23 protein-coding genes are annotated in these 25,814 nt (G+C 42.5%); 16 read left to right on the top strand and 7 right to left on the bottom strand.

Annotated features, from left to right (window positions below; all coding sequences use genetic code 11):
* On the bottom strand, positions 1–232 hold a 232-nt coding region (tnpA, locus tag C4S61_RS20235), incomplete at its 3' end, for an IS66 family insertion sequence element accessory protein TnpA (RefSeq protein ID WP_103926604.1).
* 146 nt (positions 233–378) lie between these two features.
* On the bottom strand, positions 379–801 hold the full coding sequence (locus tag C4S61_RS20230; protein ID WP_103926603.1) for a nucleoside-diphosphate kinase: 423 nt from the start codon (positions 799–801) through the stop codon (positions 379–381).
* A gap of 184 nt (positions 802–985) precedes the next feature.
* Here C4S61_RS20230 and C4S61_RS20225 point away from each other — a divergent pair, with 184 nt between their 5' ends.
* The 4 genes from C4S61_RS20225 to C4S61_RS20210 are packed head-to-tail and all read left to right on the top strand — an operon-like array spanning position 986 to position 4,145.
* Positions 986–2,020 (top strand): DHH family phosphoesterase, encoded by a 1,035-nt coding sequence (locus C4S61_RS20225; RefSeq protein ID WP_103926602.1) that lies wholly within the window; start codon positions 986–988, stop codon positions 2,018–2,020.
* Positions 2,021–2,062: 42 nt separating this feature from the next.
* Positions 2,063–2,989, top strand: a complete 927-nt coding sequence (locus C4S61_RS20220) for an FKBP-type peptidyl-prolyl cis-trans isomerase (protein ID WP_103926601.1) — start codon at positions 2,063–2,065, stop codon at positions 2,987–2,989.
* Positions 2,990–3,023: 34 nt separating this feature from the next.
* Positions 3,024–3,578: an FKBP-type peptidyl-prolyl cis-trans isomerase gene (locus tag C4S61_RS20215; RefSeq protein WP_103926600.1), complete on the top strand. Its 555-nt coding sequence runs from the start codon at positions 3,024–3,026 to the stop codon at positions 3,576–3,578.
* A gap of 6 nt (positions 3,579–3,584) precedes the next feature.
* Entirely contained in the window at positions 3,585–4,145 is a 561-nt protein-coding gene (locus C4S61_RS20210; RefSeq protein ID WP_200820624.1) for an FKBP-type peptidyl-prolyl cis-trans isomerase, read from the top strand.
* A gap of 10 nt (positions 4,146–4,155) precedes the next feature.
* Here C4S61_RS20210 and C4S61_RS20205 read toward each other — a convergent pair whose 3' ends face one another.
* Positions 4,156–4,752 (bottom strand): methyltransferase family protein, encoded by a 597-nt coding sequence (locus C4S61_RS20205; RefSeq protein ID WP_103926599.1) that lies wholly within the window; start codon positions 4,750–4,752, stop codon positions 4,156–4,158.
* Between the two features lie 34 nt (positions 4,753–4,786).
* Between C4S61_RS20205 and C4S61_RS20200 the strand changes: the two genes are divergently transcribed.
* Together C4S61_RS20200 and deoC are read left to right on the top strand one after the other, a co-directional pair.
* Positions 4,787–5,995, top strand: a complete 1,209-nt coding sequence (locus C4S61_RS20200; RefSeq protein ID WP_103926598.1) for an NAD(P)-dependent oxidoreductase — start codon at positions 4,787–4,789, stop codon at positions 5,993–5,995.
* A 125-nt stretch (positions 5,996–6,120) separates the two neighbouring features.
* Positions 6,121–6,789, top strand: coding sequence for a deoxyribose-phosphate aldolase (deoC, locus tag C4S61_RS20195; protein WP_103926597.1), 669 nt, complete (start codon positions 6,121–6,123; stop codon positions 6,787–6,789).
* On the opposite strand, the gene C4S61_RS20190 is transcribed toward deoC, so the two are convergent.
* Complete coding sequence (locus C4S61_RS20190) at positions 6,786–7,895, bottom strand: Na/Pi symporter (protein ID WP_103926596.1); 1,110 nt, start codon at positions 7,893–7,895, stop codon at positions 6,786–6,788. The two genes, deoC and C4S61_RS20190, sit on opposite strands and share 4 nt — an antisense overlap.
* Before the next feature lie 251 nt (positions 7,896–8,146).
* On the opposite strand from C4S61_RS20190, the gene C4S61_RS20185 reads away from it, so the two are divergent.
* From C4S61_RS20185 to C4S61_RS20165, 5 genes are all read left to right on the top strand, one after another.
* Entirely contained in the window at positions 8,147–9,277 is a 1,131-nt protein-coding gene (locus tag C4S61_RS20185) for a hypothetical protein (protein WP_103926605.1), read from the top strand.
* A gap of 10 nt (positions 9,278–9,287) precedes the next feature.
* Positions 9,288–9,731 (top strand): nucleoside deaminase, encoded by a 444-nt coding sequence (locus tag C4S61_RS20180; protein WP_200820623.1) that lies wholly within the window; start codon positions 9,288–9,290, stop codon positions 9,729–9,731.
* Between the two features lie 102 nt (positions 9,732–9,833).
* Positions 9,834–10,439, top strand: coding sequence for a superoxide dismutase (locus C4S61_RS20175; protein ID WP_103926594.1), 606 nt, complete (start codon positions 9,834–9,836; stop codon positions 10,437–10,439).
* Between the two features lie 211 nt (positions 10,440–10,650).
* Positions 10,651–13,089 carry an outer membrane beta-barrel protein gene (locus C4S61_RS20170; RefSeq protein ID WP_103926593.1) on the top strand — a complete coding sequence of 813 codons (2,439 nt, stop codon included), beginning with the start codon at positions 10,651–10,653 and terminating at the stop codon, positions 13,087–13,089.
* Between the two features lie 54 nt (positions 13,090–13,143).
* Positions 13,144–14,466: a serine hydrolase domain-containing protein gene (locus C4S61_RS20165; RefSeq protein ID WP_103926592.1), complete on the top strand. Its 1,323-nt coding sequence runs from the start codon at positions 13,144–13,146 to the stop codon at positions 14,464–14,466.
* 59 nt (positions 14,467–14,525) lie between these two features.
* Here the strand turns inward: C4S61_RS20165 and C4S61_RS20160 are convergent, their stop codons facing one another.
* Positions 14,526–14,990: a MaoC family dehydratase gene (locus C4S61_RS20160; RefSeq protein ID WP_103926591.1), complete on the bottom strand. Its 465-nt coding sequence runs from the start codon at positions 14,988–14,990 to the stop codon at positions 14,526–14,528.
* A gap of 200 nt (positions 14,991–15,190) precedes the next feature.
* Here C4S61_RS20160 and C4S61_RS20155 point away from each other — a divergent pair, with 200 nt between their 5' ends.
* The 4 genes from C4S61_RS20155 to mtgA all read left to right on the top strand — a co-directional run bounded on the left by C4S61_RS20155 (position 15,191) and on the right by mtgA (position 20,553).
* Positions 15,191–17,044: a transglutaminase-like domain-containing protein gene (locus tag C4S61_RS20155; protein WP_103926590.1), complete on the top strand. Its 1,854-nt coding sequence runs from the start codon at positions 15,191–15,193 to the stop codon at positions 17,042–17,044.
* Positions 17,041–18,975, top strand: a complete 1,935-nt coding sequence (locus C4S61_RS20150; protein WP_103926589.1) for a DUF3857 domain-containing protein — start codon at positions 17,041–17,043, stop codon at positions 18,973–18,975. Before C4S61_RS20155 ends, C4S61_RS20150 begins: the two co-directional genes overlap by 4 nt.
* 81 nt (positions 18,976–19,056) lie before the next feature.
* Entirely contained in the window at positions 19,057–19,851 is a 795-nt protein-coding gene (locus tag C4S61_RS20145) for a class I SAM-dependent methyltransferase (RefSeq protein WP_103926588.1), read from the top strand.
* A gap of 6 nt (positions 19,852–19,857) precedes the next feature.
* Positions 19,858–20,553, top strand: a complete 696-nt coding sequence (mtgA, locus tag C4S61_RS20140; RefSeq protein WP_103926587.1) for a monofunctional biosynthetic peptidoglycan transglycosylase — start codon at positions 19,858–19,860, stop codon at positions 20,551–20,553.
* A 420-nt stretch (positions 20,554–20,973) separates the two neighbouring features.
* Here mtgA and C4S61_RS20135 read toward each other — a convergent pair whose 3' ends face one another.
* A complete protein-coding gene (locus C4S61_RS20135) occupies positions 20,974–22,752 on the bottom strand; it encodes a chloride channel protein (protein WP_103926586.1) in 1,779 nt (592 codons plus the stop codon).
* Between the two features lie 46 nt (positions 22,753–22,798).
* Entirely contained in the window at positions 22,799–23,731 is a 933-nt protein-coding gene (locus C4S61_RS20130; RefSeq protein WP_235010131.1) for a M28 family peptidase, read from the bottom strand.
* 183 nt (positions 23,732–23,914) lie between these two features.
* On the opposite strand from C4S61_RS20130, the gene C4S61_RS20125 reads away from it, so the two are divergent.
* The gene (locus C4S61_RS20125) at positions 23,915–24,799 is read left to right on the top strand and encodes an NTPase (protein WP_235010130.1); all 885 of its coding nucleotides are present in this window, start codon (positions 23,915–23,917) and stop codon (positions 24,797–24,799) included.
* Positions 24,800–25,814: the final 1,015 nt, after the last annotated feature.

Below are 25,814 nucleotides of genomic sequence, written 5' to 3'. Positions count from 1 at the left end.
TTGGATAGCTGATCTTGGCCACCGCTGCCTGAGAAGCGGACTCAGCCAGTTCGATTCTGGTAAAACCGGTGGAAGCATCCTGGGAATCGGTCTTGGTTTCAAACTTTTTGCACCAAGCATAAAAACTCACTTTTGAAATCCCCTCTTTATTTGCAAAAGCTGCTTTACTCAATCCGGATCGCTGCCATCTGTAAAACAGCTCATAATAGGTTTCTATACTCGTCTTTTTCATCCCGCAACTTTAGCTCAGAATTCAAAGCGCATCAAGATGCAATTCGTCGGAGGGATACACAAAAGACAAAAAATTCAAAGTTTAAACATAGAAAAAGCGCTCGATTGAGCGCTTTTTTAGCTTTTGGAAAATCTGGAAAAGGTCGATTAGAGCACTCTTTCCAACTGAGAAAAGTAGAAGTTTCCTTCGATGGCCGCATTCTCATCAGAGTCAGATCCGTGAACTGCGTTTGCCTCAATTGACTTTGCAAAAATCTTTCTGATCGTACCTTCCGCTGCATTGGCAGGGTTAGTTGCACCGATCAGGGTGCGGAAATCTTCCACTGCATTGTCTTTCTCCAAAATGGCCGCAATGATCGGTCCTGAAGACATATACTTGCACAGATCTGCATAGAATGGTCTTTCCTTATGTACTTCGTAGAATTTACCCGCCAACTCAGGAGTCAGTTGGGTTGCTTTCATGGCTACAATTTTGAAGCCGGCCTCCTCGATCATTTTCAGGATAGCGCCTGAGTTTCCGGCTAGAAATGCGTCCGGCTTGATCATCGTGAATGTTCTGTTACTTGCCATGGGGTCTTTTGTCTTGGTTTAATTTGGGCGCAAAAATAGCGGTTTTCCCTACATTTTCCTGCCTACTTTCAGAATTTCTGAGCTATTCGATTAATTTTCAGGCAAATGAGTTCTTTGGGATTTCTGGAAAATTTGCAGACATTTGCAGCTTACTAAGGCCAGAAGTGCTGCTGAAATCATATTAATGGAAGCTTTAGATTCGTTTAAGAAAGAACTTTCCTCACCCAAGAAAATATTCATCACGACCCATGTCAAGCCAGATGCCGATGCATTGGGTTCATCCTTGGGATTGGCGAATTACTTGTTGAAAAAAGGCCATTCGGTCACCGTGGTAACTCCCACAGATTATCCTTCTTTCCTCACTTGGATGAAGGGCAATGAAACTGTGCTGGATTTTAGCAATCCCAATGACAAAGATCTGGCGATAAGCCGACTTGAGGAAGCAGAAATGATCTTTTGCCTTGACTTTTCAGTCTTGGGCAGAGTCAATGAACTGGGGGAGCTGATCAGAAACTCCAAAGCTTATGTGGTCAACATTGACCATCATCAGGACCCGGAGGATTTTGCAGATTTCAGGTATTGGAGTACCAAGGCCGCGGCGACTTGTGAATTGGTCTATGAGCTGATCGTGGAATTGGGAGACAAGGACGCCATTGACAAAGATATTGCGGAATGTCTCTATTCCGGAATCATGACTGATACGGGAGGATTTCGCCATCCCAATACCACAAAGAACGTTCATTTGGTTGTGGCGGATTTGATAGATAAAGGTGCCGACTGCTCTCAGATTTCCAATTGGATTTATGACTCTAATTCGGTGAATAGACTGAAATTTATCGGATTTGCGATCACACATAGGCTGATCGTTAGAGTTGACCTTCATACTGCCTATTTTGCCATCAGCAAAAAAGATCTTAAAAAATATCAAAGCCAAACCGGGGACACCGAAGGATTGGTCAATTATGCCTTATCTTTGGACGGAATCAAGATTGCAGCCTTGTTTTCAGAGCGTGAAGACGGAATAAAAATATCTTTCCGATCCAGCAGCGATGTAGCGGTTAATAAATTTGCTGCGTCCTACTTCAACGGAGGTGGACATAAAAATGCCGCTGGAGGAAAATCTGATTTAAGCCTGAAAGAAACCGTTGATCTATTTGAATCCCTCATTGAAAAGTGTCAAGACGAATTGTTTCCTGCCGAAACGATAACTGTTCACTGAGGCGCGCACAGAAAAATTACTCAGAAAATTCACCTAACCTTTATGCAAAACACAAAAAGCCTAGCGGCAATCCTCGTTCTGATGTTTGGAGCGAGCACCATTTCTTCCTGTCAGAAGAAAAAAGTCACTGAAAAGGATGCGATTGAATACACCTACATCAATGAAGGTTCGGAAAAGGCTCCCAACGGAGATTTTCTACTTTACAACCTGGAGATTACTACCGCTTCGGATTCAGTAATCTACAGCACGATTGATCAGCCTTTTCCAGGCTATTTGATGGCAAATGATTCTCTTACTCCTCAAAATGGCATGGATGAGATTTTTCTTAACCTGAAAAAAGGTGACTCCATCAATTTTCAATCTACTGCCAAAATCATCTTCAACGGCAACCAACCGCCATTTTTGAAAGAAGAGGATGTGGTAAAGGTGAAATTGGGAGCTTTTGAGGTGAAGACAGATTCGGCAATGCAGGCATATTATGAGGAAGTCATGATGGCTGAGCAAATGAAAAGTGCCGAGCGCGCCAAAAGTCTGCTGGTGGAAGAAGCCAAAACTATCGAGGCTTACGCTGCTGATAAAGGATTAAATGTCCAAAAGACTGAAAATGGACTTTACTATGTCATCGAGCAGGAAGGTACCGGTGAAGCAACCACTCCAGGCACGACCATGTATGTCAACTATGCTGGCTACCTGCTAGACGGAACCTTGTTTGATACCTCTTGGCCAGAGATTGCCAGAGCAAATAATAGCTTTCAGGAAGGAAGACCTTACGAGCCCCTCTCTGTGAATGTGGGTATGGGCCAAGTAATTCCGGGTTGGGACGAAGGTCTGATGCTTTTGAAAAAAGGCTCCAAGGCCAAATTCCTGATCCCTTCTCCATTGGCGTATGGTGAAGCCGGTGCAGGAGCAATGATCCCTGCCAACTCCATTTTGGTCTTTGACGTAGAAGTTACCGACGTTCAGAAATAAGTTTTCAACAATAGCCTAAACTAAATCAGACCCTATGAACTACCGATTGATTGCTTTTGCAGCCTTAATACTTGGTACCCTTTCTATGGCATCCTGTATTGATCCTGACCAGACGCAGGAGGTAATTCTTGAAGAAAATAAAGAGGCGATCAAAAAGTACATTGCAGATAATCCGTTTACAGGTGCTTTGAAAAACTACACTGAGGAGCAGGAAGGATTGTATATCTTTTGGGAAGTGGTGAATGAAGCCGGAAAATCGATCGTAAGAGGAGATACTGCAACAGTGGATTATGTTGGTAAGCTATTGAATAATGAAGTATTTGATACTTCCATTGAGCAGGTAGCAAGAGACAATGGAATATTTGCAAGTGGTCGGAATTATCAACCTTTGAAATTCCGTCCTGGATTCAACTTTGCCATTGTCGGATTTGAGTTTGCCATTGGCTTAATGAAAGAGGGAGAAAAAGCGACAGTTATTATGCCTTCAAGGTTGGGCTATGGAACTCAACCCAATGGTCCTGTTCCTGCAAACGCCCCTTTGATATTTGAAATTGAGTTGCTTAAAGTGGATAAAGTCCCTCAAAACTAAAAAATAATGAAAAGACTTCTTCCAATATTGGTTTTGCTGGGTGTATTTTCCATGATGGCCTGCGAACCCAACAATCCCTTTGATACGGGACCTGTCTACGACTTTGAAGGAAATCTAAAAATAGACAGTGCAAAAATTGTCGCTTTCTTAGATACTGCTCAGATCGATAGCTTGTACCGAATTCATGACCCGAGTGGTGTAGTGATAATTGTACAAGAGGATGGTGTGGGAACAAGACCTACTTCAAATACAGTTGTTTACACAGATTATACCGGTTCTTTAATGGAAGATGGGTCAGTATTTGACACCTCCAATGAAACTATTGCTAAAGAGAACGAGATTTTTGATGAAAATAGGATTTATTCCCCTTTGAGCTTTAGGTTAGGCGCAATCCCTAGACAAGTTAGGCCAGGCTTCGAAATTGGTTTTAGCCGACTTCGCCCAGGTACAAAGGGAATTATAATTATTCCCTCCCCTCTTGGATACGAAGATAGGACTGAGGCAGGTGGTAGAATCCCTCCCAACTCCATTTTACTCTTCGATATAGACTTTCTGGGAATAGATTAAGAAAAGGGGCTCAGCTCCTTTTTTTATGGAATTTTGGGAAGAAAGTGGGGACTTCCTTTTGGTAGTCTCGGTAGCTTTCTCCAAAAACGGAGACAAGATTTTTTTCTTCAAAGTAAATTCCAATCGGTAAATAGGCAATGAGGCAGCCCAAATGGATCAAGGCTCCCACTGTGCCGGCAACTAAAAAATAGCCCAGGAAAATCCCAAGCAAACCGAGATATAGAGGATGTCGGATTTGTGAATAAATGCCCGAGATGACCAATTCAGAGCTGGAATCAGCTGTCGAATCTGGTCGAAACCCAAAAAAAGAACCCATCGATATTTGCCTGGCTGCGCGTAGCATGATAACGACACCTGCTGTTGCGACCATATATCCCGCATATTGGCTAAATCTGCCGGGTGAGAAGATGTATTCCAATGGAAGGTAGATCGCCTGAATCAGAATCCCGAGGAAGAGTATGCTGGAGAAAATTGAATAGATCAACCGATACCATTTGTAGTGATTGGGCCATTTTGCCTCCAAAATTCTTTTTAACTTGGAAGCTGCAAGTGCAGAATGTAGGAAGTAAAAAAGTCCCCAACTGAAGACCATTAGGATATTTGACATTTGTGATAGCTAAACCCGATATACAATAACTTTTATGAAAATCGGAATAATCCGTGAAGGAAAAAATCCCCCAGATCGAAGAGCGCCTTTTAGTCCTGATCAATTGAAAATTTTGAGTGCTCGTTTTCAAGATAAATTGACCTTTGTAGTTGAATCCAGCCCGGATCGGAGCTATTCAGATAGTGAATATGAGGAAGCTGGCATTAGCGTATCAGAAGATATCTCCGATGCGGATGTATTTTTTGGAGTGAAGGAAGTTCCGGTGACAAAGCTGATTCCAAACAAGACCTACTTCTTTTTCTCCCATACCATAAAAAAACAACGCTACAACAGGCAATTGCTCCGTGCGATTCTGGATAAGAATATTCGGTTGATTGACTACGAGGTTCTGAAAGATACTGCCGGGAATCGTGTCGTGGCTTTCGGGCGATGGGCCGGAATCGTCGGGGCCTACAATGCCTTTTGGACCTATGGAAAGAAAACCGCACTCTACGACATCAAGCGGGCTTTGGAATGTAAGGATCTGGAAGAACTGAAGCGAGAATTGAAAAATGTCCAGCTCCCTCCGATTAAAATCGTGGTTACAGGTTCGGGTAGGGTTGGAAACGGCGTGAAGGAGATACTTGAGGCCTTAGGCATTCCGGAAGTCGAGGCGCAGGAATTTTTGCACCTGTATTTTGAGGAGCCTGTGTTCACTGTTTTGAGATCCTCGGATTACAACAGAAGGAAGGTGGACGGAGGATATGATCGGGAAGAGTTTTACTCCCAACCGGAAAACTATGAAAGTCACTTTTTGAAATTTGCTGAGGCTGCTGAAATGCTCATCGCCGCAGCCTATTGGGATCCTGCTGCTCCAAAATTATTCAGCATAGAAGATATCAATTCTCCTGATTTTTCACTTACAGTGATCGCTGATGTGACTTGTGATGTCGGAGGATCAATTCCTACCACACTAAGAGCCTCCAATATTTTAGAACCGGTCTATGATGTGGATCGGTCAAGCGGGACTGAAATACCTGCCTTTGGTAGTCAGACTAGCATTTCCGTCATGGCTATCGATAATCTTCCTTGTGAGCTTCCAAGAGAATCTTCCCGTGCTTTTGGTCAGATGCTGGAGCAATGGGTGATTCCAGCGCTGCTCGAAGAGAATGCTCCCCTACTGGAGCGTGCTACAGTTGCCCGGGATGGGGATTTGACCCTGGAGTTTATGTATTTGAAAGATTTTGTGAAAACAGAGGAATAAAAAAAGATGAAATCGAGCATGACGAAGATCGTCACACACTGGGATGATTATAAACCATGCGAGATTCTCCCGAAGAAAAATCGGGACAGGCTATCTGACCAATAAAAATCAACTTATATAAACAGATGAAAAATTTAAACCGGTATTTGGAATCAACCCTTTTGAGGCCTGCAATGACCGAGCGAGAGGTAGATCTTTTAATCAAAGAAGCGATCGAAGAGCAGTTTGTAGGAGTCTGTGTCCCCCCGTTTTGGGTGAAGAAAGCCAAGCGAGAACTTAGAGAGCAGGATATTCAGGTAGTTACGGTCATAGGGTTTCCTTTTGGGTTTGAGGACACGGCAACCAAAATCACCGAGACCAAAGAAGCAATCCTGAATGGTGCGGATGAACTGGATATGGTCTGGTCCCAAACGGCTTTTCATTCCGGGATGAGCTGGCCAAAAATCGAAATTGCGCAAATCGCTAAAATCTGCCACGCCGAAGAAAGAATGCTCAAAGTAATCATCGAAACGGCCTACCTGACGCCAGAGCAGCTTCGTGAGGCCTGTCTGATCTGTCAGGATGCAGGTGCAGATTTTGTCAAAACTTCCACAGGTTATGCCGCCTCAGGCGCAAGGGTAGAAGATATTCGATTGATGCGGGAGATACTTTTGTCCACCATAGGGATCAAGGCTAGTGGAGGTATAAAATCCCTGGATTTTGCACTCGAACTCATCAGAGCCGGTGCAGATCGGATCGGAACCAGCTCCGCCAAAGCGATCATGGATGCTTATCGATCAGCTGAGCGGTATTAATCTGTGCCAAAATAGATGAGTAAAAAAGGAATTATAAAGAAAGTCAGCAGGATGTAGGCGAATCCAAAAAAACGATTCCTTACGGAAGTTTTTCCCATAAATTCTGCCAGTTTGATTGGAATCTGTCGGACTTCCGGGAACGGCAAAAAGATTAAAGCTCCAATCGAATTAAATAATACGTGTGCAATGGCCAAAGCGATTGCAGCCTCCGTCTTATACATGGATGCGATGATCGCCGTGATGGTAGTTCCGATATTGGCACCGATGATGAAAGGAAAAGATTTGGCAAGGCTTACCCTTCGATTGGCTACCAGAGGCACCACCAGGCAAGTGGTCACTGTGCTGGATTGAACAGCGGCTGTAAAAAATATTCCATACAGAAACGACATCCCTGTATTTTTGAAAATCACTTTGCTGATATCCTGAAAAGCATCGAGGACAAAGGTTTTATAGACAGATGTAGTCATGATTTTGATGGAAAAAAACACCAAGAAAATAGCGAGAATAGTAGATAGAAAAGGAATATTGATATTTTCTACTATCCATTCAGTTGCTCCTCGGGTAAAGATCCGATTGTACTCAAAGGTACCCGAAACCTCTTCATCAGAGACGAAGTAGGTGGCAAGCTTTGCCGCCGTTTTAGACAAAAAATTGAAGGAAAGTTCTAGGGGAAATAGAATGATTACATTCAGGATATTGAACATATCATGTGAAATCCCCGATGAAAGTGCCCGTTTGAATTCTTTCTTCTTTGTGATAAAAGTGAAAGAAACCAAGGTTGAGGTCAGGGTTGTACCAATATTTGCCCCCAATACCATGGGCACGGCCTGCTGTAGGGTCATATTGCCTGAAGCGACAATCGCCACAATACTAGCAGTCACAGTGGAGCTACTCTGAATCAAAGCAGTGACCAATAATCCTACAAAAAGACTGATGAAAGGATTCCTTGTCGCTTGGATGATGTCCTTAGCCACATCATTGTTGAGTCGGCCCAAGGTTACAGTGAGCAGGTCGATTGCAAAAATGAACAGCAAGAGGGAGAAACTCACGATCAGATAATTTCTGATTTTATCTCCTGTAGTCTTTTCCCTTACAAGTTCTTCCATTCAATTTTTAGCCGCAGCCCTTTTTCAAAGGACTAATTCAAAGTTTTATGAGTTCAATGATTGAAAGGTATTCTTTTATAAAAATCAAATTAAACTTGTCAATAGCCACCAAAGTTGGAATTTTTTTACCAATAGTTTGCTGAAAAGTACCTGGCAAAAATGGATTTTGGCTTAGTTAACAATTAATTAACATTGAAAGCGATAATCTTATTTACTTTTGCATCCACTCTCCCATCTGCCTTATCATGGCCCTGAAAAAACCAATTGATCAAAATATCAATCAGGAAAAGCTCTCCAAAAAGACTTATTCCCTGTTTGATTTCACCAAAAGTGAGCGTCCCTTTTTAATTACCGTTTGCATTCTCATCTCCATCGCAGGGTTGATTACTCCCTATACTTATGCCGCGATGTGGTTTGGTTTTGCCTTGGCAGCATATTCGGCCATTGCCAATGATAGTATTCAGACCATCGGTACCTTTATCGCCTCCAACAATAAAAAGCCATGGTATGTACTCTGGCTTTTTATGGGCTTGATTTGGTTGGGGACGATAAGTTACAGCTGGTTTTATTACGCGGGAGACGTGACCTATCAACGCTTGAGCGTGCCAGGATTGGAAAAGGCACCTGAAAGCTTTGTGTTTCTTCAGCTCGCAGCACCGATCGTATTATTGGTGATGACACGGCTTCGGATGCCCGTTTCGACTACTTTTTTACTGCTGAATGTGTTCACTTACAAGGCTGGGACTATCGTAGATGTGATGTTAAAGAGCTTTGTGGGTTATATCCTTGCTTTTGGTCTGGCGATGGTTGTTTGGTTTTTGCTGGAGCGATTTGTAAAAAATTACCTCAAGGGGCAGGCGGCCTCTTACTGGATTTACTTGCAGTGGATCACTTCCGGGGTGCTTTGGTCTGTCTGGATCATGCAGGATGCAGCCAATATCGCCGTATTCCTTCCCCGGCAGCTAGACGTGGTTGAGTTTATGGTTTATGCCGGATTTGTTTTTATAGGTCTTGGTTTCCTGTTCTATATGAAAGGGGACAAGATTCAGGTGATTGTGGATGAAAAATCGAATGTCACAGATGTTAGGGCCGCCACTATAGTGGATTTGGTTTATGCGGTCATTTTGTTCTATTTCAAAATGTACAATAACGTACCCATGAGTACCACTTGGGTCTTTATTGGATTGTTGGCTGGTCGTGAACTTGCGATAGCGCTAGGAAAGCATGGTAAAGCTAAAAAACGTAATGCATGGTTAGTTAGAGCATTTAGGTTAGGAAGAAAAGACTTCTTTAAAGCACTGATTGGGTTGGTTATTTCTTTGATTTTGGCAATCATCATAAACAAAGGTGTTAGGGATGAAATCATAGCGTTCTTCCAATAAATTCAAAACCTTGGAGCTCTACAGCCACGAGTATTTCATGAATGAGGCTTTGAAACAAGCCAAAATCGCTTTTGAGGAAGGTGAAATTCCTGTGGGTGCCGTCGTCGTATCCAAAAATAGAATCATCGGAAGAGCATACAATCAAACCGAGCGACTCAATGATGTCACCGCCCATGCCGAAATGCTGGCGATTACCGCGGCAGCGAATACGTTGGGGGCTAAATATTTGACAGATTGCAGACTGTATGTCACGCTCGAGCCTTGTGCAATGTGTGCAGGGGCACTCTACTGGTCCCAGATCAGTGAAGTGTATTTTGGAGCTTCGGATCTCAAAAGGGGCTTCAGACAAAGCAATCCAAGCATGCTTCATCCCAAGACTCAGGTTTTTTCAGGAATTTTGATCGAGGAATCTGAAAAACTGGTTCTTGATTTTTTCAAAAAACTACGGGAGTAAGGCTTTTTTTGGCTTTTGAGAACCTTTTTTACCCAGCTTAGGTTGCTAAATCGTAGTTTAATAACTCATAAATAAAATTCTTTAACTCAAAATCTACGAAATATGGCTTTTACACTTCCTGCTCTACCTTATGATTTTAATGCGCTAGAGCCGCACATCGATGCAAAAACGATGGAAATCCACCACGGAAAGCACCACAATGCTTACGTCACCAATTTGAACAATGCCATTGCGGGTACTGACCTGGAAGGAAAATCCCTGGAGGATTTGATGAAAGTAGCTGGCTCCAATGCGGCAGTAAGAAACAATGGCGGAGGTCACTGGAACCACAGTCTTTTTTGGCAAGTCATTTCCCCAAATGGTGGAGGTGCACCTACTGGTGAACTAGCAGCTGCCATCGATGCCAAATTTGGATCTTTTGATGCTTTCAAAGAAACTTTCAACAAAGCTGCTGCGACCAGATTCGGTTCAGGCTGGGCATGGCTTTGTGTCGACACCAAAAAAGAACTTTGTGTTTGCTCTTCACCAAATCAGGATAACCCACTGATGGATGTTTCCGAATGCCCAGGTACTCCAATCTTAGGACTTGACGTATGGGAGCATGCTTATTATTTGCACTACCAAAACAGAAGACCGGATTATATCTCTGCTTTTTGGAATGTGGTAAATTGGGACGAGGTTAGCAAGCGATTTGCAGTTGCCAAGTAATAGCTACTTATCGAAATTAGTTGATCCCCGGGCTGATGTTCGGGGATTTTTTTGTCCTAAACCGAATAAAATACTGTACGTTAATGAGACAGCAACTTTTCGATTGGGATAAGAAAATGCCTTTTTTAGCGATTTTTAAGCCTTTTTTCCCCTTGGCACTTCATTTTCCTATTGACTTGGCATATCCAATTAGTTGAGCCAATCTATTATTATGCAAACTACCAACTTTCTTTTTCTATCCATGTTTATTTATTTCTTGGGAATAAGTAATCTGGCCGCCACTCCAAAAGAAGTGGCAAAAATCTCCGGTAAAATCACCAATCAAACAGGAGAGCCTGTTCCCTACGCCAATGTTGCCCTGATTCTCCTGGATGGCGGACTGGTAGACGGTGCGGTTTCCGATGAAAATGGAGACTTCCTGATAGAATCCACCAAAACAGCCAAAGTGAAGCTTGTGATATCTTCTATTGGTTATGTTTCTTTTTCCTCTGAACCCTTTGAACTTGTTCCAGGGATTTTCAAAGACTTTGGCACACTGGCAATTTCGGATGAAATGACCGGATTGGACGAAGTGACGGTTAAAGCCTCCCGTCCTGAAATCATCATTGAACCGGACAAAACCATTATCAATATTGAAGGTACTGTCATGGCCGAAGGATCAAATGCCCTGGATGTGATCGGCAGATCTCCCGGAATCTATGTCGATCAGGATGGGAATATCAACCTTAATGGAAGAACAGGTGCCACGGTCATGATCAACGATCGGCCTACCTACATGAGTGCCACTGATCTGGCGAATTTTCTCAGATCAATGTCCGCGGATAACATCAAAAGTATCGAGGTAATCAACAACCCTTCTTCCCGGTTTGACGCGGAAGGTTCTGCGGGTGTGATCAATATCCAATTGAAAAAAAATAATGTGGATGGGGTTTTTGGAAATATCCAAGTTGGCGGGCAATATAACGGTCAGTTTGCTCCTACTGCCGGGATGACATTGAATGTGAAAAAGGGCAAATGGTCCACCAATGGTACATTCAATTACAATGAGTTTGCGCAATTCAATGATCTTGAGATCAACCGTAATTTCTCCCTTGAGCAAGGGGTATCCAATTTCAATCAGGATTCAAGAATAACTTCCCGGTATAAAACCCCCTCGTTTAATGGTTCGGCCAACTATGAGATCAACAAGAATCAGAATCTTGGTTTGAACGTGCAGGCGTCTACTTCCACCGATAATACCACCAATTCCTCCGGAACGGTAGTGACCAATCCGGGACAGGATTTCAATAATTACATTGAGTCGTTCAATGATTCTGAAGGAGAGCGCAATCGTCTCTTCACCAATTTGCATTACGATGCAAAGCTGGATACACTGGGAAGTAAAATTTCAGCAGATTTGGATTTTACCATCATGGACAGTGAAAGTTCATCCCTCTTGGACAACAGCTATTGGGCGGGGAATAATGATCCGGGCTTAGCCTACTCAGATAAAATCCGGACTTTGAATGACATGTATTACACTATTTTCACCGCCAAAGTGGATTTCACCAAAGCCTTGAAAGGCGGGAAAACATTGGAAACCGGTCTGAAGGGAAGCTGGGTAGAGTCTGACAATAACCTGGACCTGAGCAGAGCCGAGAATGAAGGTCCTTTTGAACAGGATCCGAATTCCAATCGGTTTATCTACAATGAGCAGGTGCTTGCTGCCTATGTTTCACTGAAAGGATCATTCAGCAAGAAGCTTAGCTATCAAGGGGGCCTGAGAGGGGAATATTCGGATATCGTAGGAAATTCCGTTACCCTCAATCAAGTGAATAAACAAGATTACTTAAATTTTTTTCCAAGTTTATTTGTCCAGCACAAGGTGAGTGATAACTACCAGATCGTGTACAATGCAAACAGACGGATCACGCGGCCGAATTACCGATTGTTAAACCCATTCGTTTATTACATTGATCCCTTGACTTCTGAGACAGGCAATCCCAATCTGAAGCCGCAGTATTCGACCAACTTTGAAATGAATCACGTGGTCAAAGGGGCCTATCAATTTACAGTTGGTTACAGCGTGACCGAAGATGCGTTTATGCAGGTATTCATTCAGGATCAGGAAGAGCGAACGACTACTACCTTCACGGATAATTTTGAGCAAACCCGAAATGCCAACTTCCGAGCGATCGTGCCAGTAGAAATCAAAAAATGGTGGACCACTTCCAATATGCTTCAGGTCAATTACAACCAATTCCAAACGCCGATTGGAGAGGATTTTCTGGATGTGGATCAGGTTTCCTACCTGTTCAGAACACAGCAAAACTTTTCCTTGCCGAAAGGGTACAAAGTCGAAGTGATGGCAATGTACCTGGGGCCGCAAATATGGGGTCAGGGGGAAATCGCCGGATTTGGATGGGTGGATGCAGGTATCACCAAGTCTGTGATGAAAGATAAATTATCGATCTCTGTCAATGGCACCGACCTTTTACGTACGCAGGTGATCAGGGCAAATGTTCAGTTTGCAGATATCGACACGAGCTTCCGACAATATCGAAGCAACCAGGGAGTCAGATTTACCCTGAGATATAATTTTGCCAAGGGCGAAAGCTTCCGTGTCAAATCGAACTCAGGAAGCTCTGAGGAGCGAAACAGATTGGATTAATACATAAACCTTCCCACCTTTAGGGAAGGTTTTTTTACTTAACTAACTAACAAAATGAAGCTACGATTTTCAGCATTTCTATTTTTCCTTGCCTTTGCTGTTAATTCTTTTCTTGCACAGGCTCAGGATTACACCAAGCTCAACCAGTTTCTGGATTCTTTGGAAATCCATGATAAATTCATGGGGACTGTGCTGTTGGCATCAGACGGGAAGCCCGTATTTGAACGGGCCCTAGGATACGCTGATAGAGAAAGAAAAATTAAGGCAACCGTAGCAACCCACTATCGAATCGGATCGATTTCCAAGATGTTTACCACGGTTTTGGTGCTAAAGGCAGAAGAGTCCGGAAAGCTAAGTCTGGATCAGAAACTGGCCGATTTTTATCCACAAATCAAAAACTCAGACAAGATTACACTCAGCATGCTCCTGCAGCATCGAAGTGGGATTCACAATTTCACCAACAATCCGGACTACCTGAGCTATCATACGAAACCTGTATCCGAAGAAGCTTTGGTCAAAATCATCAGTGATGGAGGAAGTGACTTTGAGCCGGATTCCAAGGCAGATTACAGTAATTCCAATTTTGTGCTGTTGACTTTTATTTTGGAAAAGGTCTATGAAAAATCCTTTTCGGAAATTTTGGATGAGCAGTTGGTGAAGCCTTTGAAGTTGGAAAGTACCGCCATCTTTACGGCAAGTGATCCGGGTAAGGGGGAGAGTTTTTCCTACACGTTCAAGGATAAATGGATCCTAGAGGCCGAAACTGATCCCAGTATTCCACTTGGTGCCGGCGCCATATCCTCTGATGTGAAAGATCTGAACACTTTTATCAATGCACTTTTTTCCGGTAAGTTGATTTCTGAAGAAAGTCTTGAGAAAATGAAGGAGATAAATCAGGGCTTTGGAAGAGGAATGTTCTCTTTTCCGTACTACGAAAGAAAAGGCTTTGGACACACCGGCGGAATCGATGGGTTTAGATCTTTTCTGGGATATTTTCCTGAAGAGAAGCTGACAGTAGCAGTACTTTCCAACGGGCTGAATTACAACAATAATGACATTCTACTGGCTTTGATGGATTCCTATTTTGGAAAAGATTTTGAAGTTCCAAGCTTCCAGCCTGTAGTTTTGAGTGCAGTAGAATTAGAAAAATACCTTGGTGAATATGCCTCCGATCAGATTCCTTTGAGGCTTGTTTTTGAACAGAATGGCAGCAAGTTAATAGCTAAGCCAAGCGGTCAGCAGGCTACTGAATTGGAGGCAACAGCAGTCCATACCTTTGAATTCAAGCCGGTAAATGCCGTCTTTGTCTTTAACCCGGAAAAAGGCGAGGTGACATTAAAGCAAGCCGGACAGACTTTTCTCTTCAAGAAGCAATAGCCATATTTTACCGCCTGTTTATTTGACAGGACAACATAGTTTGAATTGTTTCTTCCCGATCAGAGAAAGTGATATAAGAAAATCAAAACCCCGGTGAAAGCCGGTTTTTTTTGGTCCTTTATTTCGAGTTTTACTTCTACTTCCGCTTTGACTGTTCCGCGAAGATTAGCCACATTTTTGAGTTTGGCGACCAGGCGAACTTCACTTTCCACAGTCACGGCCTGAGCAAATCTCAGGTTTTCTATCCCGTAATTGATCATCATTTTGAGGTTCTCCACCCGCACGATCTGCTCCCAAAGATGGGGTACAATACTTAGGGTCAGGTAGCCATGGGCAATGGTATTCCCAAAGGCCCCCTCAGATTTGGCCCGTTCAGGATCTGTATGAATCCACTGATGATCATAGGTCGCATCGGCAAAGAGGTTGATTTGGGGTTGGGTGATTTTGAAAAAATCCGATGCTCCAAGCTCCTGTCCGCTGTGTTTTTCAAAGTCTTCAAAACTGCCGATTATGAGTGGGGTCATGTAAAATTTGGATTTGCTAAAAAATCAAAATAGCAGAGATTATTCGGGAAATCCAAAATCAAATCAGCCCAGTGGCTTCAGTTTTCAGAAGATATAATCCAAAAAAAAGGCAGTGAAAATCAGTGAAAAAAATATATGACGAATAAGCTAAAAATCAAAAACTAATTTTCTATTTTCGACTGATATTTACTTAGATCTACATGCTAAAAGTTCTTTTGGCAATCTTTTTATTCACAGAGAATTACTTACCGGAAGACACCACTTCGGTCCAAAAGGAAGTCTCCTCCTTCTCTACCCTTACACAAAAGCAAACACTTACAATCAATTCCGATTATACCTATACACTTGTTGACGAGCGGAAGCTGTTCATTACCTCGCCTTCCGGACTTAAGCATGCTACCACAATTCTCGGGTATGACCAACTTAATGAAGTCAATAGTTTTGAACTTGAAATAAAGGACGGTCTTACAGGGAAATCCCTAAAAAGGGCAAGGTTAAAAGACATGGGTGATGCACCCTATATTTCAAGCTTCTCGGTTTTCGAAGATTTTCGATATAAGTTTTATGAAGTCACTGCGGTCAAATATCCGATCGAGGTGACTGTCCGATCAGAGGTCTCCTCCAAAACAAACTTTTTTTTACCGGTATGGCTTCCTACACCTCATTCAAATCAGAAGGTTACCCAATCCAGCTTTGCGGTAAACTACCCAACGGAATTGGGGCTGAAATACAAGGAAATAAATCTGTCAAGTGAAAAAAGTGAAACAGTAGCTAATGGAATGACAACCCTGACATGGTCTGGAAAAAACTTGGCAGCCTATGCAATTCGGCCTGATTCCAAATTAGTTTTGGCCCCCGTCAAATTTAAACTGGATCAATACCAGGGAGAAATGACGGATTGGTCTGAACTGGCTGCATGGCAATATGAGCTGAACAAAGGGCGGGATGTCCTTCCGGAAGATTTCAAAGCCAAAGTGCTGGCCATGGTAGAAGGGGTAGAGGAGCCTTATGAAAAAGTCAAAATCCTATATTCCTACCTGCAAAAGAATTTCAGATATGTGAGTATTCAGCTCGGTATCGGTGGATGGCAGACCATGACCGCTGCCGATGTGGTAAATAATGCCTATGGAGACTGCAAGGCCCTCACTAACCTGATGAAGGCTATGCTGGAAACCGTAGGAATCGCGTCGAATTATACCCTAGTCCGCGCGGGGTCTGATGCAAAAGAAATTGAACTAGATTTTCCCGCTCCCCAATTCAATCATGTAATTCTGCAAGTGCCGACTGATGGGAATCCGATCTGGTTGGAATGTACTTCCAACGTACTTCCAGCCGGTTTTTTGGGAGAATTCACCCGCGATCGACATGTCTTGGTGACTAAAGAAGGAGGAGGATTCCTGACCAAAACCCCCGCCTACAATACGGAGGGTTGGAACTTGATTCAATCCCAGTCCAAAGTAAGTATTGATCTACAGGGAAATGCCACCATCACTTCCAACCAGCAGCTTTATGGAAACTTTTCGGAAAGCATGCTATGGGTTAAAAATAAACTTGATGAGCGCGGACAGCGAGACTTTCTCAATAGGACTTCTGCGATTTCAGGTTTGATTGTTCGGAATTACACGATTGAAATACTCAAACTGGATTCCCTGCCAAAATCTGAAATTACGTATGAAGGCGTAGTTCAGAAATTTACCCAAGCCACTGCAAAGCGGGTAGTTTTGAAATCTTTTCTGGGAAAGTTGACTCCGGATCATTTGGCAAATAAGTCCCTGAAGCTAGTGGACCAATATGAAATCGAGCTTCCGGAGGCGTGGCAGCCTGACGGGAATTTTCCGGAGGTAAATTTAAAAGAAGATAATCTCAGCGGGATTTTGACAGTTTCCCTGGAGGGGAAAATGCTCAAAGTTCGACGTGAAATCAGCATTCACTTACCCGAAAAGCTCGAAAAAGAGCAGGAAACCGAACTTCTAAGAAAAATCAATACGGCATTTGACCGCACCATCCTTCTTTCCAAATCCACCCTCAGTAGCACCCTTTCCCCAAGCCTATGAATAAGTTATTTGCATTCTTTTTGGCAATGCTCTTGCCAGTTGTTCTTTTTGCCCAAACTCCCAAAATGGGTGAATTCACCCAAAATGAAATCGACTTAAAAGAGATCAGCTACGAGCCGGGTGCCAGTGCCGTGTTTTTAGTCGCTTCGGGTGAATCTCGCTTTTTCAGCAATATTCTGGAGACAAATTATTTCTATCGGATAAAAATTCTCACGGAGGCAGGTAAAGAGTATGCAGATATCCCCATTGGCTATTTTGCCGGAAGTACCAATGTCGAGGTAGTCTCCGCGATCAAAGCCCAGATTACTACTTACACCAATGGCGTTCCCGAAGTGACCACTTTGGGCAAGGAAAGTATTTTTCAGGTAGATCTTGGAAATGGATACAAGGAGTTCAGAATTTCTTTTCCCAATGCCCAAGTGGGCTCAATACTTGAATTTTCATTCAAAAAGGCGGACAAAAACATTGAATTTTTGGATGGTTGGTCTTTCCAGAGAAGCGTGCCTGTGCTTTTTTCCAACTATCAGATCACCATGATTCCTCAGTTGGAATACAAAATGATCGGTCAGGGTGAAAATTTTTATCACCGCTCCGAAAAAAGCGAAGGAAATGGAGTCTACAGTTGGACTTTGAGGGATCTTTATTCGCTTAAGGGTGAGCCTTATATGAAGAATTACCAGGATTATGTCGATAAGGTTGAATTTCAGCTTTCCCGATATCAAACAGCGGCTACCACCTCAGGTCCTGAATGGACAGACCACCTGAATACCTGGGAAAAACTGGGTGATGAACTGATTGAATATTATTCTGTGAGGGGATTTTACCGCACAAATCCGCTGGAGCGCGAGGTGCTATCACTGGACCTGAGCAAAGGTTCTCAAAAAGATAAAGCCGAAATCGCCTACTATTATATCAGAGATAATTTTATCAATGAAGGGGAGGACCTGATCTACACCAAACAGACACTACCCCAATTGCTTAAATCAAAAAAAGGGGCACCGGGAGAATTAATGCTTGCCTACATGGGGATACTCAAATCTCAGGGGATTGAGTGTAACCCCGTGTTGATAGGTAGCAAGGGACATGGCAGAAGCGATATCGTTCCCTTTCCTTTTTTGAATCAGTTTGACGAGATATTGCTTTTGGTCAAACTGGACGGAAACCTTCAGTTTTTGGATTTAAGTGATCCTTTGGCACCATTTGGCTATGTGGATTTGGATAAGCACGTGAAGGGGGGACTTTTTTTGGAGAAAAATGCGAGTAAACTGATCCCGATCGACATTCGGCACAATTCAAATAAACTAGTGTTTTCCAATATTAAACTGGACACAGAGACCGGTGATCTGGTGATAGAAAATACTATCCGAAATTATTTTTATGAAGGATTGGCTTCGGCACATCTCGTCGAAATTCTTGAGAAAAATGACAAGCCCTTGGAGGAGCTTTTCAGTGAAAAATATGATGCGTTGGAAATCAGAAACGTGAAAGTGGATGATCTGCTTGAGGATAAAAATATGTATAACATCAGTTTTGAGTCGGTTTTGAAAAATGCTATGAGTGAAGATTTGATTATTTTTAATCCACTTCAGATTTCGAAGTTTGCCACAAATCCCTTTACGCAGGAATTTCGGGTGTTTCCCGTAGATTTTGAGTATGCTTTTAACGAAACTTATACTGCAAACCTGGTGATTCCAGAAGGGTATGAACTCGATGACTACCCTACCAATGAGTCTATCACCATTCCGGGTTCGCCCATCGGGTTTTCCTATTCTACCGAAAATCTTGGGGAGATCTTTAAAATCACCGCTAGATTGGAAGTAAAAAACCCATTGATCCCATCCAGCAGCTACGGGGACTTGAAGTTTTTCATGGAAAGTGTATCTTCCAAACTCACTGCCCCCGTTATTTTAAAAAGGATCAGTATTCCCTGATTTCCTTGAAAACCTTACCGCATTGGTGGTTTGAGCTTAGATAAAACCAATCCGAAACTCGCAATTTAAACAAGGGCCCTTATGATAAAATACCTGCATGGATTCACTTCAGAAGAACAACAGCGACTGGTCGATCAGGCTGGCTTTTTGGCCCCTTTGATCTATCCGACGGTGAATTTTGCCGGCTGCAGAAAACTCCTGGAAATAGGCAGCGGGGTGGGTGCTCAGACGAGTGTTTTATTGAGGCTTTTTCCTGATTTGCATATCACCTCGGTCGATTTCTCGGAGACGCAATTGCTCAAAGCCAAGGATAATTTAAGGGAATTTGCAGATAGAGTGACATTTGTGCTTCAGGATGTGGAGCAGCTTAGCTTGGCAGAGCGGTTTGATTCTGCGTTTATTTGTTGGGCCCTGGAGCATATACCCAATCCACTCTTAGCGCTTCAACAGGTAAAAAAACACCTTATTCCCGGTGCTTCAATACACATCACAGAAGTTTTTAATGCTACTTTTTACTGTCGTCCCCTATCGCCTGCCATGGAATTCTATTATCAGAAATACAATGAGCAGCAGGTGCATTTTGGAGGAAATCCGGATGTGGGAGCTCAGCTTGGTAATTTGCTTTTTCAGGCAGGATTTAAGGAGATCGAATTGATTCACAATGGGTTTCATCTGGATCAAAGTAATCCCGATGAGCTGAAGCGATTCATTGAGTTTTGGAAAATTCTGATGAAAAGCGGTGCACCTGGACTGTTGGAGGCAGGATCTGTTTCTCAAAGTGACATTGATCTGATGGAAAATGATCTGGATCGAATCCTTGCTGATGAAAATGCAGTTTTTTTCTACCAATTTGTGCAGGCAAAAGCAAAGGCATAGAAAAGCATGAAGATAATTCGCTGGATTTGGAGATTGACTTGGAAATCGGCCCTTTGGTTTTTTGGAGTTTCCGTTGGTCTGGTAATTATTTATCGTTTTGTACCTGTTCCGATCACTCCTTTGATGGTGATTCGGGTTTTTGAACAGGCCTTTGATCCGGAAAAAGATGTCAGGCTCTACAAGGACTGGGTTTCAATTTCCAAGATTTCCAAAAATGCCCCACAGGCAGTCATTGCGGCGGAAGATCAGAAGTTTTTGGATCATCATGGCTTTGACGTAGAAGCAATGAAAAAAGCCTGGGAAAACAACAAGAAAGGAAAGCGAATCAAGGGGGCCAGTACGATCACCCAACAGACAGTCAAGAATGTGTTTCTATGGCCAAGTCGTAGTTATATCAGAAAGGGTCTCGAGGCGTATTTTACAGTATTGGTCGAGTTGATCTGGTCCAAGGAACGGATTATCGAAGTGTATCTGAATGTGATCGAAATGGGTGATGGAGTCTATGGAGTGGAGGCTGCGGCCCAGACTTATTACAAAAGGCCGGCCTTGGAATTAAACAGAAGTCAGGCGGCAATGATCGCAGCAGTTTTGCCCAATCCCCGAAGATGGAAGCCATCAAATCCGACGGCATATATCCGAGGAAGACAGTCCTGGATTCTCAGACAAATGAATAACCTGGATCCTGTTGGATTCGGATCCTGATTTTGTATTATTCCTGTTAAAATTTGAATTTTCCAATTTCTTGACTTACGAATCAATTTGGTTTTTAATTAAAGATAGAGTGGATACAAGGTTGACTTTTTGAATGCCAAATTTTGTTTTAAAATTTGGCATTGGGATTTGGGAATCAGTTCCGGAGATTCTTCAAGTCTCATTCCCAAAAAATGCCCTTCGGAAGCTGTATTTCAACATTAAAAAACACAAGGAAAATTTATCCACAATTCCGATTATTTATCCACACTTACGGATCAGTAATACATAAATAATTGAAAATCAATATTATAAAAGACTATCGGAAAAGCAAATTTTGTGGATAATAAAAGGTAACTCCAAGAAAATCAGGGCAAAAAAAGGGCAAGTCCGTGGATAAATCAAAAGGCCAAATTTTATTCTAAATTCAGATTAATCCTGCTTTTGACGGATCAGTCTTTTGCGGTAAGTATTGAAAATTCTAGACTTTGAGACGAAACCAAGGTACCTTCCATTTTCCACTACAGGCAGATTCCAGGCTCCGGATCTTTCAAATTTTTCCATGGCAGATTGCATATTTTCAGTAACCAATAGGATTTCAGGAGGACTTTGCATAAGCTGCTTAACTAACACGGTCTCTTGTTTTTCAAGGTCAAACATGATGTCTCTGAAGTCATCTAAGGTGATGATCCCTCTCAAAAGGTCATTTTCATCCACCACAGGGAAGATATTCCGCTTGGAGATTTTTACCAGTTCGATGAGGTTTTTCAGCTGGGAGTTAGGATGGATCGGGAGCAGGTCCCGCTCAATGACGTGGGAAATGTCAATGGTGTCCAAGAGCTCCTGATCCTTGGTTTCAGGAAGCAGCTTACCTTGATCTTTGAGTTGGAGTTTGTATAAGCTGTCTTTTTGAAAATAAGTAGTGGTGGTGTAAGCGATTGCGGAGACAAACATAAGCGGAACAAAAAGCTCATATCCTCCCGTAATCTCGGCAATTAAGAATATCGCAGACAATGGCGAATGCTGAACTCCAGCCATGAGACCACACATCGCGACCAGGGTAAAATGCCCCATGGGCAATGGAGTATGGAAGCCAAGCATATTTTGGGAATAGGCAAACAGAAAGCCGACAATTCCGCCTACATAGAGGGATGGTGCAAAAATTCCCCCGCTCCCCCCGGAGCCGATGGTCACAGCAGTGGCTATTGGCTTGACTAATACGATTAAAGTCAGAAAGACAATAATCATAATTGGGTTTTCGATGGAGGAAAAAAACGGACTTTTATCCAAAATCTGACTGGAATTCCCATCAATCAGGGTGTTCAATGTACTATAGCCCTCCCCATAGATCGGAGGAAAAATGAACACAACAATCCCCAAAAAAGCTCCCCCATACATAATACGCATCCACTGGTCACCAATGTCATCCATGATCTTTTCGGTCGCTCTTACCATTCTGCTAAAATAGAGTGATACCAACCCGCAGATGATCCCCAGCAAAAGGTAATAGGGCATATGTGCCGCTACGAAGGTTTCCTTCAGATCGAAATTGAATAACGACTCATCACCGATCAAAATCATGGAAGTAATCGAACCCATCACGGAGGCGATCAGCAGTGGGATAAAGCTTGCCGTGCTGATTTCCAACAAGATTACTTCAATGGCAAAAATTACGGCACCAATAGGGGCACCGAATATGGCAGAAATCGCCCCCGCGGCACCACAGCCAATCAGCAGGGCACGTTTTTTTGGGTTGAGGTGCATCAGAAGCCCTACATTTGAACCAATGGCCGAACCGGTGATTACCATCGGAGCTTCCAGCCCTACTGATCCCCCAAACCCCACTGTCAGTGCAGAAGTGATGACTCGGCTATAAATTTTCACTCTCGGAATGATGCTGGATTTCTTGGAAATATTAAACAGTACATCCGGGATGCCGTGTCCTCCGATATCTTTCAGTACAAACTTTCCAATAAGATACGCCGCCGAGATCCCGACCAGGGGATAGATGATGTACATGAAATTGGCGTATTCTTTATAAAAATCGTCGGTAAGGAACTTTTGAATGGCATGAACAGATGTAGTCAGAATGACGGCTGCAAGGCCTGAAAAAATACCGATCAAACCACTCAGTATCAGAATGAATGCCTGATTGCTCAGGTGACGGAGTCTCCAGATTAAAAATTTTGCGATCAGATCATTTTTTGCCAAAACAAGTAAAAATTTAAGCCGGGATTAATGAGCGATATATTCCAAGTTAATCTTCTTTTTCATTATAAAGCTCTGAATCAAGGGCTAGAATACACCTTAGAGTCAGATTGACTGCGTTGACATAAAACTCCGGTTGTATGTTTTTAAATTCATCAGACGGCTTGTGATAATCCTCATGATCCTCCACCCCAAAATAAAGGTGCGGGACCTTTTTGTCAAAAAAAGCGCCATGATCAGAGGATTTGGTCCAATCTTCCCGTCCACTTCCCGGCGTATCGTGTCCTAACAGTAATTTGGGATTTGATCCTGCTGCTACCTTTTCAAGGATTGGTCTAAACTGAGGATTGTGAGAAGTACCGGAAGCATAAAGTTCATTTTTATCACTTCGCGATAGCATATCCATGTTGACATTGAGTAGGATTTGCTCCAAAGGATAAGGAAAGTCATTGACCAGCGCTTTAGCGCCACGCAGGCCCATTTCTTCCGCATCCAAAGCAACAAACATCATGCTGTGGATTGGTCTGTTCTTTGAAAAATATTCAGCCAAAGTAAGCAATGCTGCCGTGCCGGAAGCATTGTCATCTGCACCGTTAAAAATTGAGTCTCCGGCAGCGTTTGGTCTTCCGGTACCCACATGGTCATAGTGGGCTGTCACTACGATTACTTTTCTGGATCTGCTTCCGGGTATGAACCCGACCAGATTTGCTGCGTCTTCGTATTTTTTCAGATCTCTTCCGCTCAGGAATGAAAAGAGTTGAATGAAATCGGGGTAAAGTGCCTCGACGGTAGGGTAAGATGTCAGTTCATCAAGGATATACTTTCTGGCAGCAAAACTTCCCTGACTCAATGGCTTTCTTCCGGCCAATTCATCCGAAGAAAGAAATTCGATGTGTGTTAAAAGCTTTTCTGAATCAATGTTTTGTGAAAATGATAGGGACGAAAAAATAGAGAAAATGAGGAATAGAGAGATTTTTTTCAAGGGAAAATGTGTCTGGTGATCCATAAATCGTTATGTATATTCGTAAAAATACTAGCCTTACCGTCACCACTATTGAAATTGATGAAATATATCTGCTCTGCGCTCCTTTTTTTTAGCTTTTTTAATCATGTCTTCGCCCAGGGAGGGCTTCCGGAGAGTTTTTTTGACGGCAAATCTGTGGTTATGATTTCCACAGACCCGAGCGCGAGACCCGTTTTGAGTTGGCAGCAATTGGCTGACAGTGTACACGTTCATTTAGTGGAGGCGGGAGCGGATCCGATAGGCTATTTTGAATTGGAGCAGGTAATTTTATCCGAGGCCAGGCAGGCCGATTTTGCGAAGTCATTTTTAATGCGAGGGGTAAAAAACATCATTCTGGTTTCCAGAAAAAAAGAAAGTCTAAGTATTCACGTGGGAATTTTCAGCGGAGATGGCAAAATCATCAACTCAACTTCGCTGTATGGAGTCACTGGAAAGGATTGGAATGAGGCAGGCGGAATTTTGGCAGCTTCAGGGAAATCCAAAAGATCTAAAAATTTACTCGTGATTGATGTGGCGGAATTTCCTCAAATCAGCAATCAAGAGACTGCACAGTCCGAGCAAAAATTTATTCCAAGAAATCCGCTCAATTTGGAGGTATTCAAGCTGGGTATTCCCCTAGAGGGATCTTCTGCGGAGACAGGTGCGCTGAGTTATTTCAGATATGATCTGCTAGGCAAATCCCAAGAAGCAATCCTCGCAGAACAAGCCGCTCAAAAATCCCAAATTCAGGGAATCTTCGAGAGCCTATACCCTCATCAAATTGAATGGCTGACTGAAGCAAAAACAAATGAAGAGTTGGTCAGAGACCGAGTCCAGTTTTTATTGGTTCGAGTCGAGGGTAGGCAAGCAGATCTCATGCAAAGCATGGGGCTGGAGCCAATCCAAGGTGAAGAAGGGGCAAAAACAGTGGTAAAATACTACATTAAATTGATCGTAAGAGATGAGTTGTATATCGGTCCGGAGTGGGATGGCGACTCGGATTGGAAAGTTGCATTGACCAATTTTCTTAACAATCTGAAAAAATAAAACCTCCCGGAGGAGGTTTCGCACTTGATTTAGGGTTGGGGTGATTTTGACAACTTTTACTTCAAGTCTTGGGACTTAACCCCCATTACTGTAAACAAAGTTCACATTTCTATAAATGAAGAAATAATATTCAGTATATCCAATTTCCTTTAAAAAATATTTCCTGGTTTTTATTATGTTTCTTTTCCAAGGAGCGTCCTGTAGCAAAGTCAAAAGTAGAAATCCCGTACTTCAATCATCGAATTTTCAATCCGACAATCTAACTACTGAAAGATTAGGAGAAAAGAGAATGAAGATTACAAATTGTTGGATCTGAGCTTGCGTTTGTTTCCGTAATAGGTATTGAGACTCCAAGAGCGGGTAATCTAGCCTGAAAAAGTACTCCTAATCACTTAATACTTCCAAAAAATTGATTTAATTTTAGGATATGCACAGCAAATCAGCGGATTAAAAATCAAATTCATCGCAAATTAGCGATAATCTCAGTTGGATTACATATTTTAACTACATAATCATGTAGACAAAATTCAGAATTACCTTTTCGTTGCTTTTCATTTGGCTAGTCAGGGGAGGATGTGATCCTAGCTTTGAATTTGAAAAATGTGAAGGAGAAGATCAAATCGTTATAGAACCTATTATAATCGAAGGGCTTAACTTTGAAGACTGTGGATTCTTAGACCCAACAAATGATCGGGAATATCAAGTAATTCTAAAAACTATTGACGGATGTGAGAAATATTTCAATTGCAGCGCTATCTCACCGATTGAGGATTTTAATAAATACTTTATTTTAGCTGGATCATACGTTCATAGTCAATGTGTATTATTAGATAATTAAATGGTTTCAATTTGTAAAGACACTCTTTTTTATAATGTTAATTAGCGCGGGCAAGATTGTTTGGCACCTACAAGAGTAAATTATTATTTTGCAAGAAAGTTGCATTTATTACTTATTCACGGCATTTCGAACCCGATAATTTTATTTCAATTCCAGTAAGGTGCGATTGAAGGTTGG

It is taken from the genome of Algoriphagus boritolerans DSM 17298 = JCM 18970 (genome assembly GCF_900108085.1).
Classification (GTDB): Bacteria; Bacteroidota; Bacteroidia; order Cytophagales; family Cyclobacteriaceae; genus Algoriphagus; species Algoriphagus boritolerans.
This window is presented reverse-complemented; position numbering and strand designations above follow the sequence as displayed.